This is a genomic window from Salinimicrobium sp. TH3 (genome assembly GCF_026676115.1).
Taxonomy (GTDB): domain Bacteria; phylum Bacteroidota; class Bacteroidia; order Flavobacteriales; family Flavobacteriaceae; genus Salinimicrobium.
Genome location: NZ_JAPONB010000003.1, coordinates 1 through 14,093 on the forward strand (window position 1 = coordinate 1; position 14,093 = coordinate 14,093).

At 40.4% G+C, this 14,093-nt stretch carries 10 protein-coding genes, 1 other RNA gene and 1 pseudogene; 6 read left to right on the forward strand and 6 right to left on the reverse strand.

What is annotated here, in order from left to right; all coding sequences use genetic code 11:
* Positions 1–2,439: pseudogene (locus tag OU683_RS05745) on the reverse strand (hypothetical protein); the annotation flags it as partial.
* Positions 2,440–2,995: 556 nt separating this feature from the next.
* Between OU683_RS05745 and pdxH the strand changes: the two are divergent.
* The 4 genes from pdxH to OU683_RS05765 are packed head-to-tail and all read left to right on the forward strand — an operon-like array spanning position 2,996 to position 7,142.
* Positions 2,996–3,640, forward strand: coding sequence for a pyridoxamine 5'-phosphate oxidase (gene pdxH / locus OU683_RS05750; RefSeq protein ID WP_268136156.1), 645 nt, complete (start codon positions 2,996–2,998; stop codon positions 3,638–3,640).
* A 2-nt stretch (positions 3,641–3,642) separates the two neighbouring features.
* Positions 3,643–4,128: a SixA phosphatase family protein gene (locus OU683_RS05755; protein WP_268136158.1), complete on the forward strand. Its 486-nt coding sequence runs from the start codon at positions 3,643–3,645 to the stop codon at positions 4,126–4,128.
* Entirely contained in the window at positions 4,129–6,237 is a 2,109-nt protein-coding gene (gene ppk1 / locus OU683_RS05760; protein ID WP_268136160.1) for a polyphosphate kinase 1, read from the forward strand.
* Positions 6,234–7,142, forward strand: coding sequence for a Ppx/GppA phosphatase family protein (locus OU683_RS05765; protein ID WP_268136162.1), 909 nt, complete (start codon positions 6,234–6,236; stop codon positions 7,140–7,142). The genes ppk1 and OU683_RS05765 overlap by 4 nt, the downstream gene beginning before the upstream one ends.
* On the opposite strand, the gene OU683_RS05770 is transcribed toward OU683_RS05765, so the two are convergent.
* Both OU683_RS05770 and OU683_RS05775 read right to left on the reverse strand, forming a co-directional pair.
* Positions 7,129–7,710 (reverse strand): MiaE family protein, encoded by a 582-nt coding sequence (locus OU683_RS05770; RefSeq protein ID WP_268136164.1) that lies wholly within the window; start codon positions 7,708–7,710, stop codon positions 7,129–7,131. The genes OU683_RS05765 and OU683_RS05770 overlap by 14 nt on opposite strands.
* Positions 7,710–9,602, reverse strand: coding sequence for a DNA polymerase III subunit gamma/tau (locus OU683_RS05775; RefSeq protein ID WP_268136166.1), 1,893 nt, complete (start codon positions 9,600–9,602; stop codon positions 7,710–7,712). Before OU683_RS05775 ends, OU683_RS05770 begins: the two co-directional genes overlap by 1 nt.
* Positions 9,603–9,752: 150 nt before the next feature.
* Between OU683_RS05775 and rnpB the strand changes: the two genes are divergently transcribed.
* Positions 9,753–10,089, forward strand: an RNA gene (rnpB, locus tag OU683_RS05780) — RNase P RNA component class A.
* Between the two features lie 388 nt (positions 10,090–10,477).
* Here rnpB and OU683_RS05785 read toward each other — a convergent pair.
* Genes OU683_RS05785 through OU683_RS05795 form a run of 3 tightly spaced genes read right to left on the reverse strand, consistent with a single transcriptional unit; the run spans position 10,478 to position 12,472 of the window.
* Positions 10,478–11,011, reverse strand: a complete 534-nt coding sequence (locus OU683_RS05785) for an RsmD family RNA methyltransferase (RefSeq protein WP_268136168.1) — start codon at positions 11,009–11,011, stop codon at positions 10,478–10,480.
* On the reverse strand, positions 11,008–11,838 hold the full coding sequence (locus OU683_RS05790) for a DUF3822 family protein (RefSeq protein ID WP_268136170.1): 831 nt from the start codon (positions 11,836–11,838) through the stop codon (positions 11,008–11,010). The genes OU683_RS05785 and OU683_RS05790 overlap by 4 nt, the downstream gene beginning before the upstream one ends.
* The gene (locus OU683_RS05795; RefSeq protein WP_268136172.1) at positions 11,822–12,472 is read right to left on the reverse strand and encodes a hypothetical protein; all 651 of its coding nucleotides are present in this window, start codon (positions 12,470–12,472) and stop codon (positions 11,822–11,824) included. Before OU683_RS05795 ends, OU683_RS05790 begins: the two co-directional genes overlap by 17 nt.
* A 116-nt stretch (positions 12,473–12,588) precedes the next feature.
* On the opposite strand from OU683_RS05795, the gene OU683_RS05800 reads away from it, so the two are divergent.
* A complete protein-coding gene (locus OU683_RS05800) occupies positions 12,589–14,028 on the forward strand; it encodes an ATP-dependent DNA helicase (protein ID WP_268136174.1) in 1,440 nt (479 codons plus the stop codon).
* The last annotated feature ends 65 nt before the right edge of the window (positions 14,029–14,093 follow it).

A 14,093-nucleotide genomic window follows, 5' to 3' on the forward strand; every position in this document is an offset into this window, starting at 1 on the left:
GGTCACCTCACACTGGGCAGTAACATCTGCTAAAGAAGTTGCATCAGCTACCGGAGCAGTGTCATCAGTGATTATTATATTTTGATTTTGAGAAGAAGTATTCCCCTGAGCATCCTCAAAAGTCCAGGTCACAACGGTTGTTCCCTGTGCATTAATAGGCAGAGAAGCGTTGTTAGAAACAGTTACTGCAGAACAGTTATCTGTAGCGGTTGGAGCAGTTAAAGAAGTCACTTCACACTGAGCAGTAACATCTGGTAAAGAAGTTGCATCAGCTACCGGAGCAGTGTCATCAGTGATTATTACATTTTGATTTTGAGTTGAAGTATTTCCCAGAGCATCCTCAAAAGTCCAGGTCACAACGGTAGTTCCCTGTGCACTAATAGGCAGAGAAGCGTTATGAGAAACAGTTACTGCAGAACAGTTATCTGTAGCAGTTGGAGCAGTTAAAGAAGTCACCTCACACTGGGCAGTAACATCTGCTAAAGAAGTTGCATCAGCTACCGGAGCAGTGTCATCAGTGATTATTACATTTTGATTTTGAGTTGAAGTATTTCCCTGAGCATCCTCGAAAGTCCAGGTCACGACGGTAGTTCCCTGTGCACTAATAGGAAGAGAAGCGTTATGAGAAACAGTTACTGCAGAACAGTTATCTGTAGCAGTTGGAGCAGTTAAAGAAGTCACCTCACACTGGGCGGTAACATCTGGTAAAGAAGTTTCATCAGCTACCGGAGCAGTGTCATCAGTGATTATTACATTTTGATTTTGAGTTGAAGTATTTCCCTGAGCATCCTCAAAAGTCCAGGTCACAACGGTAGTTCCCTGTGCACTAATAGGAAGAGAAGCGTTATGAGAAACAGTTACTGCAGAACAGTTATCTGTAGCAGTTGGAGCAGTTAAAGAAGTCACCTCACACTGGGCGGTAACATCTGGTAAAGAAGTTGCATCCGCTACCGGAGCAATGTCATCAGTGATTATTACATTTTGATTTTGAGTTGAAGTATTTCCCTGAGCATCCTCAAAAGTCCAGGTCACAACGGTTGTTCCCTGTGTATTAATAGGCAGAGAAGCGTTGTTAGAAACAGTTACTGCAGAACAGTTATCTGTAGCAGTTGGAGCAGTTAAAGAAGTCACTTCACACTGAGCAGTTACATCAGTTAAAGAAGCCGCATCTGGAGTTGGTGCAGTTGTGTCTTCAATAACAACATTCTGGGTCTGAGTAGCAACATTTCCTGCAGCATCCTCGAAAGTCCAGATTACCACTGTAGTTCCGGTGGCAGTGATAGGAAGTGTGGTATTATGAGAAACTGAAACTGTTTCCCCACAATTATCTGTAGCGGTTGGAGCAGTTAAAGAATTCACCTCACACTGGGCAGTAATATCAGGTAAAGAAGTTGCATCCGGAGTGGGAGCAGTAGTATCTGAAATTGCAGAAACTATAATACTTTCAGTATCAAAACATCCCTTTTCATCTGTAACAGTAACAGTGTATTCGCCAGCTTCGGTAACTGTAATGGAAGAAGACGTTGATCCTGTATTCCAGGAATAAGAAGGAGTACCTGCCAGATTTGATCCAGAGGCATCCAACTCTACGGAGGTAACGTTGCAGGTGAGATCGGAATTACCAGAAATACTGGCTATGACTTCGGTAGGTTTATTAATCGTTAGGCTATAAGAATTTGAAGTGTTTAAACTATCTGTTACTATAAGTTTTGTAGTCGTGAAATTTCCTGAAAATTGAAAAGTGGCGTTCTTAGTAGTAGCATCAACTGTTCCATTACTATCAAAATCCCATTTATATATAAATGGAGCACGTCCTCCGTTAGTAGTGGAAGTATAGTTAACTGTAGCAACTCCATCTTCAGTACAACCACTGTAGTCAAATTGGACAGCCAAAGGAGCTGAAACAAAAATGTTCGGTGGAAATTGGCATTGTGACTTGATATAATCAGCGTCATTATAGGTAATGGAAAGATCCTTTTTCTTATTTTCACTTGTGGTCCATGCCACTAGAAAATTAGTAAGCTGTAATTCTTCACCACAACTCCAGTTATAAGAGAAATTAGTAATGGTGAAAACTCGTGGGGTATTTGTGGCAGATGGGAGAAATCCTTTATAATAATTTATTGAAGTAAATTTTTCGCCATCTATTAAAAGGTCAGCAAATATCCGGGCACTATAGTTATCAGCATTAGCATTCGATTTATATTTAACCGATACATAAACCTGCCTGGTTTCACCTATTGTGCAGGATTTTAAAGTGCTGGAAATGGGATTTCCAGACGCATCACTTAAAAACACTTCTTCTATTGTATAGCTATTTGCTGTACAATTACCAGTAAAAGTAGTCCGAAGGTCAGGCTGTGTGCTTGAGAACTGCCCGTAGGAACTTCCAAGGGAGAAAATAGCAACCAGTAATGTTAGAGTAGTTTTCCAAATCATAGTCGTCATGTTTGAATGATATAAACCTTCTGATCTCAACTGTTAGAGCATCAAGATCTTTAGGTTGTATTGTCTTATTTTGTTGATTTTAGGTTAAGTTCATATTATTCGTAGGGGGGAGAATAATCTGAAGTTTTAGGTTTAGAATTCTTACAAAGCAGTTGATGACCTGGGTGAGTCTGCAGCTTGGTAAAATCTGAATTCTTTAACTTTCCAAGGTAAATGTAGGAGGCAAAAACTGTTAAAAAAAGGAAATTTTCATCTTTTAGATGTAGTGTGAGGTTTTACGGACAAACGACACATCAACAGTTAATTATATAGATGAATTGGAATTTTTTTAATGAAAAATTCCTTGTGCAGGTAATCTTACAACCGTAAAAATTGTGCGAAAAAGAATATTAATTTCTTCTTATTTTTTCATCAATTTGCCCCGGTTTTATTACCCTTTTTCAAGGTGGAGATGAATGCTGAAGGGGAGTTTTAATTCTTACAAAATTTCCCTTTTTTGAGCAGGATATGTACTTCGTGTAATTAGTAGATTTTGTAAATTGGCAGTATGAAAAATAAACTCCACGATTACCGCAAGCTCTACCAGAAACATGAGTTGCTGGAGGAGGAAATCCCCCAGGATCCATTTGATTTATTTCATGTCTGGATAAGGGAAACCGAAAGCAATAAGGAAGTTGACGAAGTCAATACCATGCACCTTTCAACAATTGGCCTGGATGGCTTTCCCATGACACGGGTAGTTCTTCTTAAAGAATATGATAAAGAAGGCTTTGTGTTTTATACCAATTATGAATCTGAAAAAGGAAGATCTATAGCTAAAAGTCCAAAGGTTTGCCTCTCTTTTTTCTGGCCCACATCAGAAAGACAGGTGATGGTGAAAGGCATTGCCCAAAAAACTTCTAAAGAAGAATCGGAAACTTATTTTCAATCCAGGCCAAGGGGCAGTCAGCTTGGGGCCTGGGCTTCTCAACAGAGTTCTGTGATTCCCTCCCGTGAATATCTTCATAAAAAACTGGAACTTCTGGAGCAGGAGTATTCAGGAAAAGATATTCCAAAACCTGTATATTGGGGAGGATATAAAGTCATACCTTCTGAATTCGAATTCTGGCAGGGCAGGCCAAATCGTCTGCATGATCGTATCTACTATAGCAAAGAGAATGAAGGATGGAAAATGGATAGATTAGCACCATAATTATGAAGAAATTGATACTTGTTAGGCACGGCAAATCCTCCTGGAAGGAAGATCTGCCCGATGATGAACGGCCTTTGAAGAAAAGGGCATTTAAAGACGCCGGGCTTGTACTGAATGCCTTTTCGGGTTTTTGTGAAAAGCCACTAAAGATTTGGAGCAGTTATGCCACCCGTGCACTTGATACTGCGAAGATCTTTAAAGAAAGGCTGGAGGTGGAAGATAAAGACTTCTTTGTAAAAGATGAGCTTTACACTTTTGACAGCAGGAGCCTTCTTGATATAATTCGCTCCTGTGAAAATGAAGTTGATACTCTTATGGTTTTTGGTCATAACCCAGCTATTACAGGAGTAGCAAATCAAGTGGGAAATCAACATTTTTCGAATATCCCTACTACCGGATTATGCATGATCGAATTTGAAACCGAAGACTGGAAGGAAATACAGGATGGAAAAACATTAATGTATTTATTCCCAAAGAACTTAAGATAGATGCAGGAAAACCAGTACATCAACAGGGAATTAAGCTGGCTGCAGTTCAATGCCCGTGTTTTACAGGAGGCTGCAGACAAAACTGTTCCTTTGATAGAGAGGCTGAGATTTCTTGGGATCTTTTCAAATAATCTTGACGAATTTTTTAAAGTAAGATATGCTACTATTAAACGTATCGACCTTGCCGGGAAAGGCGGAAAAAGCGTTTTAGGAGGGATCAAGGCAAATCAACTGCTGGAGGAAATAACCCAGATCGTAATTGAACAGCAGAGTGAAAGTTTAAAGATCCTGGATTCAATTCAGAATAAGCTTAAGGAGCACAACATTTTCATTATAAATGAGAAGCAGGTTTCTAAAACGCAACAACCTTTTCTCAAAAATTTCTTTCTTCAGAAAGTGAGTCCCGCCCTGGTTACCATAATATTGAATGATCTGGATGAGTTGCCACGCCTCAAAGACAGTGCGGCCTACCTGGCGGTGAAAATGGTTATGAAAAATACGGTCTCTAAAAGGGCAAATGCTCATGTCGTTTCCCGACACATAAAGGAAAAGAAATATGTGCTTATAGAAATACCACGAAGTATTGAAAGATTTGTGGTGCTGCCAAAGGAAGGTGAGAAGCAACATGTAATCCTGCTGGATGATCTTATTCGCTACCATTTGCATTCCATCTTTAATATTTTCGACTACGAGAGTGTAACGGCTCATATGATCAAGATTACCCGGGATGCTGAACTTGATATTGATAGTGATTTAAGTAAATCCTTTATAGAGAAAATTTCGGCCAGTGTTAAAGATCGTATTGAGGGAGAACCGGTGAGATTTGTATATGATATGAATATTGCCCAGGATACCCTGCAATATTTAATGAGTAAAATGGGTATTGATGCTACCGATAGTATAATCCCTGGGGGGCGATATCACAACAGGCGGGATTATATGAATTTCCCCAGTTTGGGAGGAGAGGAACTACAGTACAAACAGTACGAGCCTCTGCCGTTACCCGGGCTAATTTTACAGGCCAGTCTTTTTAAGGAGATCGCGAAGAAGGATTATTTATTACATACCCCTTATCAAACTTTTTCCTACACTGTAAAATTTTTACGGGAAGCAGCACTTGATCCTGCCGTAAAGTCAATAAAGATCACCATTTATAGACTGGCAAAGATCTCTCATATCGCCAGTTCACTAATTAATGCGGTTAAGAATGGAAAAAAAGTAACTGTTCAGATTGAACTTCGTGCCCGGTTTGATGAAGTTGCCAATATTAATTACGCCGAACAAATGCAGCGGGAAGGCGTTAACCTTATTTTCGGAGTAAAAGGTCTTAAGGTGCATTCCAAGGCATGCGTAATTGAAAGACTGGAGAATGACAAGATGAGGCGATACGGCTTTATAAGCACAGGAAACCTCAATGAATCTACTGCCCGTGTGTATTCCGACCTCACTCTTTTTACCAGCCATCAAAGTATCCTGAAAGAAGTCAATAAAGTCTTTGACTTTTTTGAAGTAAACTACAAAGTGAGTCGATATAAACATCTACTGGTCTCTCCCCATTACACCCGAAGCAGTTTAGTAAAACTGATACAAACAGAAATAGACAATGCGAAAGAAGGAAAATCTTCCGGAATTCGTCTTAAATTAAACAGTTTATCAGATTATTCACTCATCGATAAGTTGTACGAAGCCAGCAGGGCAGGAGTTAAAATGAAATTGATAATTCGTGGAATTTGTTGTCTCGTACCGGGAGTGGAAGGAATGAGTGAAAACATTGAGGTCATAAGTATCCTTGACAAGTACCTGGAACATCCAAGAATCTACATATTTGAAAATGGAGGTGACTCCAAAATATATATTTCCTCGGCCGACTGGATGACGAGGAATATGGACTATAGGGTAGAAGTAAGTTGTCCTATTTATGATAAGGAAATCCAGAAGGAATTGATGGAAACATTCGAAATTTGCTGGAGCGACAATGTAAAAGCAAGGGTTATTTCTTTAAAACAGGATAATGCCTACCGCCGGAATAATAAGCCGCCCCTAAGATCTCAATTCGCCCTGTATGATTATTTTTATAAGAAACTGGAACTAGAAAAAGAAAAAGTTTGATCAAACAAAGAAAGTTTGCCGCCATAGATATAGGATCTAATGCTGTGAGGTTGTTGATTATGACCATTACAGAGCAGGAGGGGAGAGAACCGCTGTTTAAAAAAACTTCCCTGGTAAGGGTGCCCATTAGGTTGGGAGCAGATGTTTTCCTAACCAAACGTATTTCCAGCGAGAATATTAAACGCATGATAGATACCATGCAGGCTTTTAAATTGCTTATGAGATCACATAAGATCGAGAGGTTCAAAGCTTGTGCGACTTCGGCAATGCGGGAATCTCTTAATGGAGAGGAAGTGGTGCAGCTTATCGAGGAGGAAACAGGAGTAGAAATAAGCATTATTGACGGGACCGATGAAGCCGCAATAATTGCCGCAACAGACCTTCATGCCCTCATCCAATCAGATAAAACTTACCTTTATGTAGATGTGGGTGGTGGTAGTACAGAATTTACTCTTTATTCAAAAGGTAAAACCATTGCTTCCAGGTCCTTCAAATTAGGAACGGTAAGACTGTTGGAGAATATTGTCCCCCAGGAGATGTGGGATGAAGTAGAAGCGTGGATCAGGGAAGTTACCCGCAAGTTTTCTAAAATTGATCTCATAGGTTCCGGCGGGAATATCAACAACATCTTTAAAAGCAGCGGCAAGGCTAATGGAAAACCTCTTAGCTTTTTCTACTTAAGCTCTTATTACCAGTTGTTACAATCCTTTACCTACGAGGAAAGGATCACCGAGCTGAACTTAAATCAGGATAGGGCAGATGTTATTGTGCCGGCGGCTAAAATCTACCTCTCGGCAATGAAGTGGACACGGGCTCGAAGAATTTATGTTCCAAAAATTGGACTTTCAGACGGAATTATTAAATCGTTGTACCAGGAAACCCTTGAAGAAGCTAGCCGTGCATAGTTTCTTTTTTCCCAAGGTTTTTCATAATTTCCGCTTCAAACTCCAGAAGATTTTGCCATTTTTGGTCCACCTCCTTGCGATCCCCATATTTGCGGGCAAAGTTGAGGAACATAGTATAGTGATTAGCTTCACTCACCATTAAACTTCTGTAGAATTCAGCAAGTTCCCTGTCCTCAAGATTTTCCGAAAGCAACCTGAAACGTTCACAGCTGCGGGCTTCAATCAATGCTGCGTAAAGCAGGCGGTGAATTAAATTGGTAAGCCGACTTCCGCCCTTAGGGAAGAAGGTTAACAGCTTTAATACGTATTCGTCTTTACGGTCCCTGCCAAGCGTTAGCCCCCGTTCCAGGATACGATCGTGGACCATTTTAAAATGGGCCATTTCCTCCCTTGCAAGTGCCGTCATTTCCGTAACAAGTTCCGAATATTCGGGGTGGGTGACGATAAGGGAAATAGCCGTCGAGGCAGCCTTCTGCTCACAATAAGCATGATCTGTGAGGATCTCCTCAATATTTTTTTCAACGATATTGACCCATCGAGGGTCTGTGGGTAATTTTAAGCCTAGCATTATACATCCAGATCAAAGGTGGAACGTAATTTCTCAATAAGGGGATTTTTCTCCCTTAACTTTTCAAATTTTTCAATGGCAGTGAAAGCAAATTTTTTCTCAGCTTTTTCATTCACAGTTACCTTCAGCTGTATGTGAGTATTTTGCAGTTTATCCTTGAGAAAACCCATCAAATGGTACTGCACTCTTTCCAGCTCCAGCTTCATGGTTTCATTTGGAAGTTCTACACAAATATTCTTACCCATAAGTGCGGGAGTGTCTGTCTGCATGATCGATGCCAGGATCTTTTCTCCTTTTTCATTCTGTTCTTCAGTAAATTCCTGCCAGGCAGCCTGCATCTGTTCTTCGGTAAATTTTCCGTTCTTCACCACTTCCTCTTCAGCCTTGGCTTCACGCTTTTGGGCTTCCAGTTCCTTTTTCTTCTGAATGCTCTTCAGGGAAAGGCCCGAAACTTTTTTAGCTGCGATTTCAGTTTTCACCTCCGTTTTTTCTTCGGAAGGTTGTTCAACAGGAGGAGCCTTTACAACAGTTTCAGCCTGAGAAGCCGATGCCTGATTAAGAATTTCTTCAGAAGTATTAATTCTTTCTGAAGGTTCCTGTACAGAAGATTCTGTTGCTTCAGATTCCGAAGTTACAGGAGCACAGTCGGTCATTGCTCCGGGTACAGATTTTGGCAGCTGAGAATCTGCCGGGGCGGCCGAATCTCCCTTTGCGTACTCATTATTGACTATTACTTCCTTCTCTTTGGAAGAAAGTTTAAGTGCCGGTGCAGGGATGGGAGCCCCGGTAAAATGATTTGGAGGAATTATATAGCTGCTATCCTTTTTTTTTTCGTCGCTAAAAGTGACAGAAGCGAGTTGCATTAAACAGAGTTCCACCAACAGGCGTTGATTTCGGCTGCTTTTATACTGCAAATCACAGTCGTTGGCCAGTTCGATCCCCTTTAGAAGAAATGCTGAAGAAGCCTGCTGCGATTGCTGGTAATAAAGCGCCTTAGTGTTATCCCCCACCTCGAGAAGGTTGATGGTCTTGGGATCCTTACATACGAGTAAATCCCTAAAATGTGAAGCCAGTCCCGCAATAAAATGATGACCGTCAAAGCCGTGGCTCAGGATCTCATTGAATAATAAAAGTAGCTGCGGAATGTCATTTTTAAGGATAAGATTGGTAGCCGAAAGATAAGTGTCGTAATCCAGTACGTTCAGGTTTTCGGTTACTGCCTGCCGGGTAAGATTTTTTCCGCTAAAGCTTACCACCCTGTCATAGATAGAAAGGGCATCACGCATAGCCCCATCGGCTTTTTGAGCAATGATGTGTAGCGCATCTTCATCGGCTTCCACTCCTTCCTGTTGTGCTATATATCCCAGATATTCCTTTGCGTCTTTTACCGTGATTCTCTTGAAGTCGAAAATCTGGCAACGGGAAAGTATGGTAGGAATGATCTTGTGTTTCTCTGTTGTAGCCAGTATAAAAATGGCATGTTTTGGCGGCTCTTCAAGGGTTTTAAGAAAAGCATTAAACGCTGCCTGGGACAACATGTGTACCTCATCAATGATGTACACTTTATATTTTCCAACTTGTGGCGGGATACGCACCTGGTCAATTAGATTTCTTATATCGTCAACCGAGTTATTTGAAGCCGCATCGAGTTCAAAGATGTTAAAAGCAAAGTCCTCATTAGGATCCTGGTTGCCATCCTGGTTGATCTTTTTTGCAAGAATCCGCGCGCAGGTGGTCTTTCCCACCCCACGAGGGCCGGTAAAAAGCAGTGCCTGTGCCAGGTGATTATGTTCAATGGCATTTAGTAGCGTGTTGGTAATAGCCTGCTGGCCCACAACATCTTTAAAAGTCTGAGGACGGTATTTTCTGGCCGATACTACAAAGTGTTCCATTGAAGTGTTTTAGATTGACAAATATAAAAATACAAAACCGAAGCCGGGAATAATCCCCGTGTTTTTATCCACAAAAACCTGTTGACACAATTGAGGTAAGCCTGGATTTTTATACTGCTCAAAAGTGGCATTTTAACTGTATATTTGCCGTAAGCAGACCGCCTTATCGCTGCCCCAAATTAATGTGGGGCGGAGGAAAGTCCGGACACCATAGGGCAGCATAATGGGTAACACCCATCATCCCGAATTATCGGGATAGGACCAGTGCAACAGAAAGGATGTACAGGTAATGCTGTAGTGAAATCAGGTAAACTCTATGCGGTGCAATGCCATGTATACCGGCTGTTAAGGATTGCCCGTCCGTTGCCGGAGGGTAGGCAGCTAAAGACTTTTGGTAACAAAAGTTTCAGATAAATGATAAGGACTTCAATCCCGATAGCTATCGGGAGTTGAGGTACAGAATCCGGCTTACAGGTCTGCTTTTTTTCTTTTCTCCTCCAGAACTTGCTCTGTCCATTCCACAGCCTCCTCAAGATCGGTAAAAATATTAAAAGGTAGTTTGCAGAAATTTTTTTCAAAAAAAGCCATTTTAAGAGAGGAGGTTTTTTTACTAACCACACCTATACCGGCCAAATTATCTACCTCGTCAAGATTCATGTATACTGTTGGGTTAACATTGTAGTCATTCACCCTGTAGGACAGGTATACAAAAGATTCGCTGCCAAAAAAATCGCCGCAGACTTCTATAAGTTTCGCGACCTCTTTTGCCTCTAGTATCTGTCCTTCCCGTGGTTTTGATAAAACAAAATCTCTATAGAATTCAAGGACAGTGAATTCCAGTTCCAGTACTTTGCGGGGTAATGCCATTCTCTAAGTTAAGAAAAAAAACTAAAAACAGAATTGCCATATTTTCTCACCTCCAGAAAGTGATCTATATGAGAGAGATCAATTTTTTTACTATGCTCTATGATGAGGGAGCCTCCCTCTTCAAGAAGATTTCTTGAAAATGTGAGCTCTACAATTTGTTGAAGGGACTCGGTTTCAAAATCATATGGTGGGTCTGCAAAAATAATGTTCGCAGTTTCTCCTGTAGCTTTAAGAAATTTGAATACATCACTTTTAACCGTCCTTACAGGCAGGTCAAGTTCTCCTTTCATTTTATTGATGAACTTTACGCATTCAAAATGGGCATCAACAGCAATAATCTCTTTCGCACCACGGGAACCAAATTCATAAGTAATATTTCCCGTTCCGCTAAAAAGGTCAATGACCTTTAATGCAGAAAAATGATACTGATTATTAAGAATATTGAAAAGAGCTTCCTTGGCAAAATCTGTAGTAGGCCTTACCGGAAGCTTCTTTGGAGCGATGATTTTTTTCCCTTTATGTATTCCTGAAACGATTCTCATTCGAGTACTTTAAAAAGTGTATAATGCATATAACCTTTTGGAGGCTCTTCCTTACTGTTAAAAAGATAACCAAAAGAAGTTTGCAGGAATTTTATTTCCTTCACGTAATTGTAAGCGATATCGTAATAATCTGAATGTTCCTTGATCCTTCCCAACAGGATTAATTCAAAACTTGTAGGGTCAAGATCCAGTTGTTCTGCGCAAAACAGCAAATAATAGATGAAATCTTCCCGGGTTGAACAATTAAAAGTATTTGCGAGTAATAATTGCCCTTTTTGATACACCAGCAGGTCGTAACCCCCGGGGAAACAATTGAGGTAAACTCTTGTGCCTTCTGTCTGGAAGCTATTTTGAATCTGGAATTCTTCAGCAAGGACACTTACGCAATGCCGGTATTCAAATTCACCATACCTGTCAAAAAAGAAATTATTGATATTGGTGTAGGGAATATAAACATTGACAATTTCTGCGGAAGTTATTTCATCATGGGCAACATAATCTGTTTCCAGGATCTTTGTGTTGTACTTGAGATATTCCGAAGCATTTTCTTCTTCAAAGAACTCCTGTGGTACAAGGCTGTAAAGTTCGTTGGAAAAAAGAACTACTACTTCGGGATTTTCTTTTCTTAAAAAAGATTCCTGTTCGTACTGTTTTTCTATTTGTTGAAGTACCTGTGCAGGATTCAGCCGTCTGGAAAAGAGCATGTCCTTAAAGAAGACAATTCTTTTCTCATCTTTGGAAAGGGCACAAAAAGAAAGTCCATTCAGGCTTACCTGAATGGACAACTTTATATTTGTGCTTTTTGTTTCCTTATTCTGCGTCACCATACTTTAAAGGCCAGTTCCCGCTGGTATTTACTTCATCCATGGAACCAACGCTAATAAATGGACCGTTCACGTTATCTACAGATACTACTTCCTCCTCCTGGTTTATCAAGTCGCTGTCCTGATCAAACAGAATAACCTTCTTAGCTACTTTAGCTTCAAAAACCGGGATCTTATTTCCACTCTTGTCTATGGTACCTGCATCAAGCTGGAATTGTGCATCTACTCCTTTAATTGGAACGTTCATCATGGTTTTGTAACGATCTGATCCTTTAAAAAGAGAATCTTTTACCGACTTGTATCCAAGAGTATCGATTACTACTATTTCGATCCTGCGGTCAACTCCATAGGTTTTTCTATATTCCTCGTCCATTACCGTAGTATCTCTTCTTTGTGTAAGGGTAAACTGTGCGGTGTCAATAAAGCGAACAAGATTATCCCAATCTCCTTCAAATTCCCCGGTTACCGTACGGTGAGCCAGTTCTGCATCTCTAATATCCTTTAAGTTTTCAATAACTTTGGCATATCTTGCCTCTTTGACTTCATTAAATTTAATAGGCTCATAAATTGAATTAAAAACCAGGTATCCAAGGAAAATAATCACAATCCAAAGAACTAACTGAATGACAAGTTTCATGCGGGTGCAGTTTATGATTTAATTAAGTATTCAGGCAAATCTACAATTTTTTTTTATTCACAAAAGATTCTTCCGAAAAAAACCTTGTTATCTTTGGGCTTCGACGGAAAATGACCATGGAAAAAATCAACGCTGCTTTATTTTACGACCTTTTACTGAATGACCTGAAATTTGAAGCTAAATTAAAACAGGATATTGCACTGCAGCAGCTGGCCTCTTTTGTAATAGATGGAAGTAAGGATTCCCTGTTTCTTCTCAAAGGTTTTGCCGGTACAGGAAAGACCACAATTATTAGTTCTTTAGTAAAAAACCTGTGGCAGGTAAAAAAGAGTGGTATTCTACTCGCGCCTACAGGCAGAGCAGCCAAGGTGATTGCAAATTACTCCGGAAGGGAAGCCTTTACCATTCACAAGAAGATATACTTTCCTAAAAAGAATTCGGGCGCGGGAGTAAGTTTCGTGCTGCAGCCCAACAAACATCGCAACAGCATTTTTATTGTGGATGAGGCCTCAATGATCCCCGATGTTAATAATGACGCCAAAATGTTTGAAAATGGATCTTTGCTCGATGATCTTCTTCAATACGTCTACTCGGGGCATAACTGCAGATTGATCTTGATTGGAGATACCGCACAATTGCCGCCCGTCAAACTGGAGGTGAGCCCGGCACTTGAGGAACAAAAACTTCAGAACACTTATTTAAAAGAGGTGACGCATATCGAGCTTGACGAGGTAGTGCGCCAAAGTGAAGAAAGTGATATTCTGCACAATGCCACCTTAATACGGGAGGCGCTTCGGGAAGAGTTCTATGAAAGCTTCAGTTTTGAACTCAGTAACAAGAAGGATGTTATTAGGTTGACAGATGGTCATGAAATAATGGAGGCCATTGAGGATTCTTATCGCAACCTGGGACATGAAGACACCACCATAATCGTTAGGTCCAATAAAAGGGCAAATCTGTATAATCAGCAAATAAGGAACAGGATTCTTTTCCAGGAGGAAGAAATTTCTGCAGGGGATTATTTAATGGTTGTGAAGAATAATTACTTCTGGGTTAAACCTAACAGTGAAGCCGGTTTTATCGCCAATGGTGATATCATCAAGGTGTTGGAAATCTTTGCGATCAAGGAACTATATGGCTTCAGGTTTGCCGAAGTTAAAGCGCAGATGGTTGATTATCCAAATATGCAACCCATAGAAACCGTAGTGTTACTTGATACTCTTGAAAGTAATAATCCATCCCTGACTTATGACGAGTCTAACAGGCTTTACCAGGAAGTCATGAAAGATTACGAAGAAGAAAGGTCAAAATATAAAAAGTTTCTAAAGGTGAAGAACAACAAGTATTTTAACGCCTTACAAATTAAATTTTCTTACGCCATGACCTGCCATAAATCTCAGGGAGGGCAGTGGAATACTGTTTTCGTGGAGCAACCTTATCTCCCAAACGGGATCGATAAGGATTATCTGCGATGGCTGTATACAGCCTTAACCCGTGCCCAGAAAAAATTATATTTAATTGGCTTTAAAGATGATTTTTTTGCCCCGGCTGACTAGTCAAAAATGCCATTTTTGGGCACTCTTTACGGCCTGCTTTAAAATAAACTGAAATTTTTGGCAGA

Bases quoted from the DNA above. Each gene is read 5' to 3' on its own strand.
- pdxH (WP_268136156.1), top strand. From the start codon at position 2,996: ATGAAAAATAAACTCCACGATTACCGCAAGCTCTACCAGAAACATGAG.
- OU683_RS05755 (WP_268136158.1), top strand. From the start codon at position 3,643: ATGAAGAAATTGATACTTGTTAGGCACGGCAAATCCTCCTGGAAGGAA.
- ppk1 (WP_268136160.1), top strand. From the start codon at position 4,129: ATGCAGGAAAACCAGTACATCAACAGGGAATTAAGCTGGCTGCAGTTC.
- OU683_RS05770 (WP_268136164.1), bottom strand. From the start codon at position 7,710: ATGCTAGGCTTAAAATTACCCACAGACCCTCGATGGGTCAATATCGTT.
- OU683_RS05775 (WP_268136166.1), bottom strand. From the start codon at position 9,602: ATGGAACACTTTGTAGTATCGGCCAGAAAATACCGTCCTCAGACTTTT.
- OU683_RS05785 (WP_268136168.1), bottom strand. From the start codon at position 11,011: ATGAGAATCGTTTCAGGAATACATAAAGGGAAAAAAATCATCGCTCCA.
- OU683_RS05790 (WP_268136170.1), bottom strand. From the start codon at position 11,838: ATGGTGACGCAGAATAAGGAAACAAAAAGCACAAATATAAAGTTGTCC.
- OU683_RS05795 (WP_268136172.1), bottom strand. From the start codon at position 12,472: ATGAAACTTGTCATTCAGTTAGTTCTTTGGATTGTGATTATTTTCCTT.
- OU683_RS05800 (WP_268136174.1), top strand. From the start codon at position 12,589: ATGGAAAAAATCAACGCTGCTTTATTTTACGACCTTTTACTGAATGAC.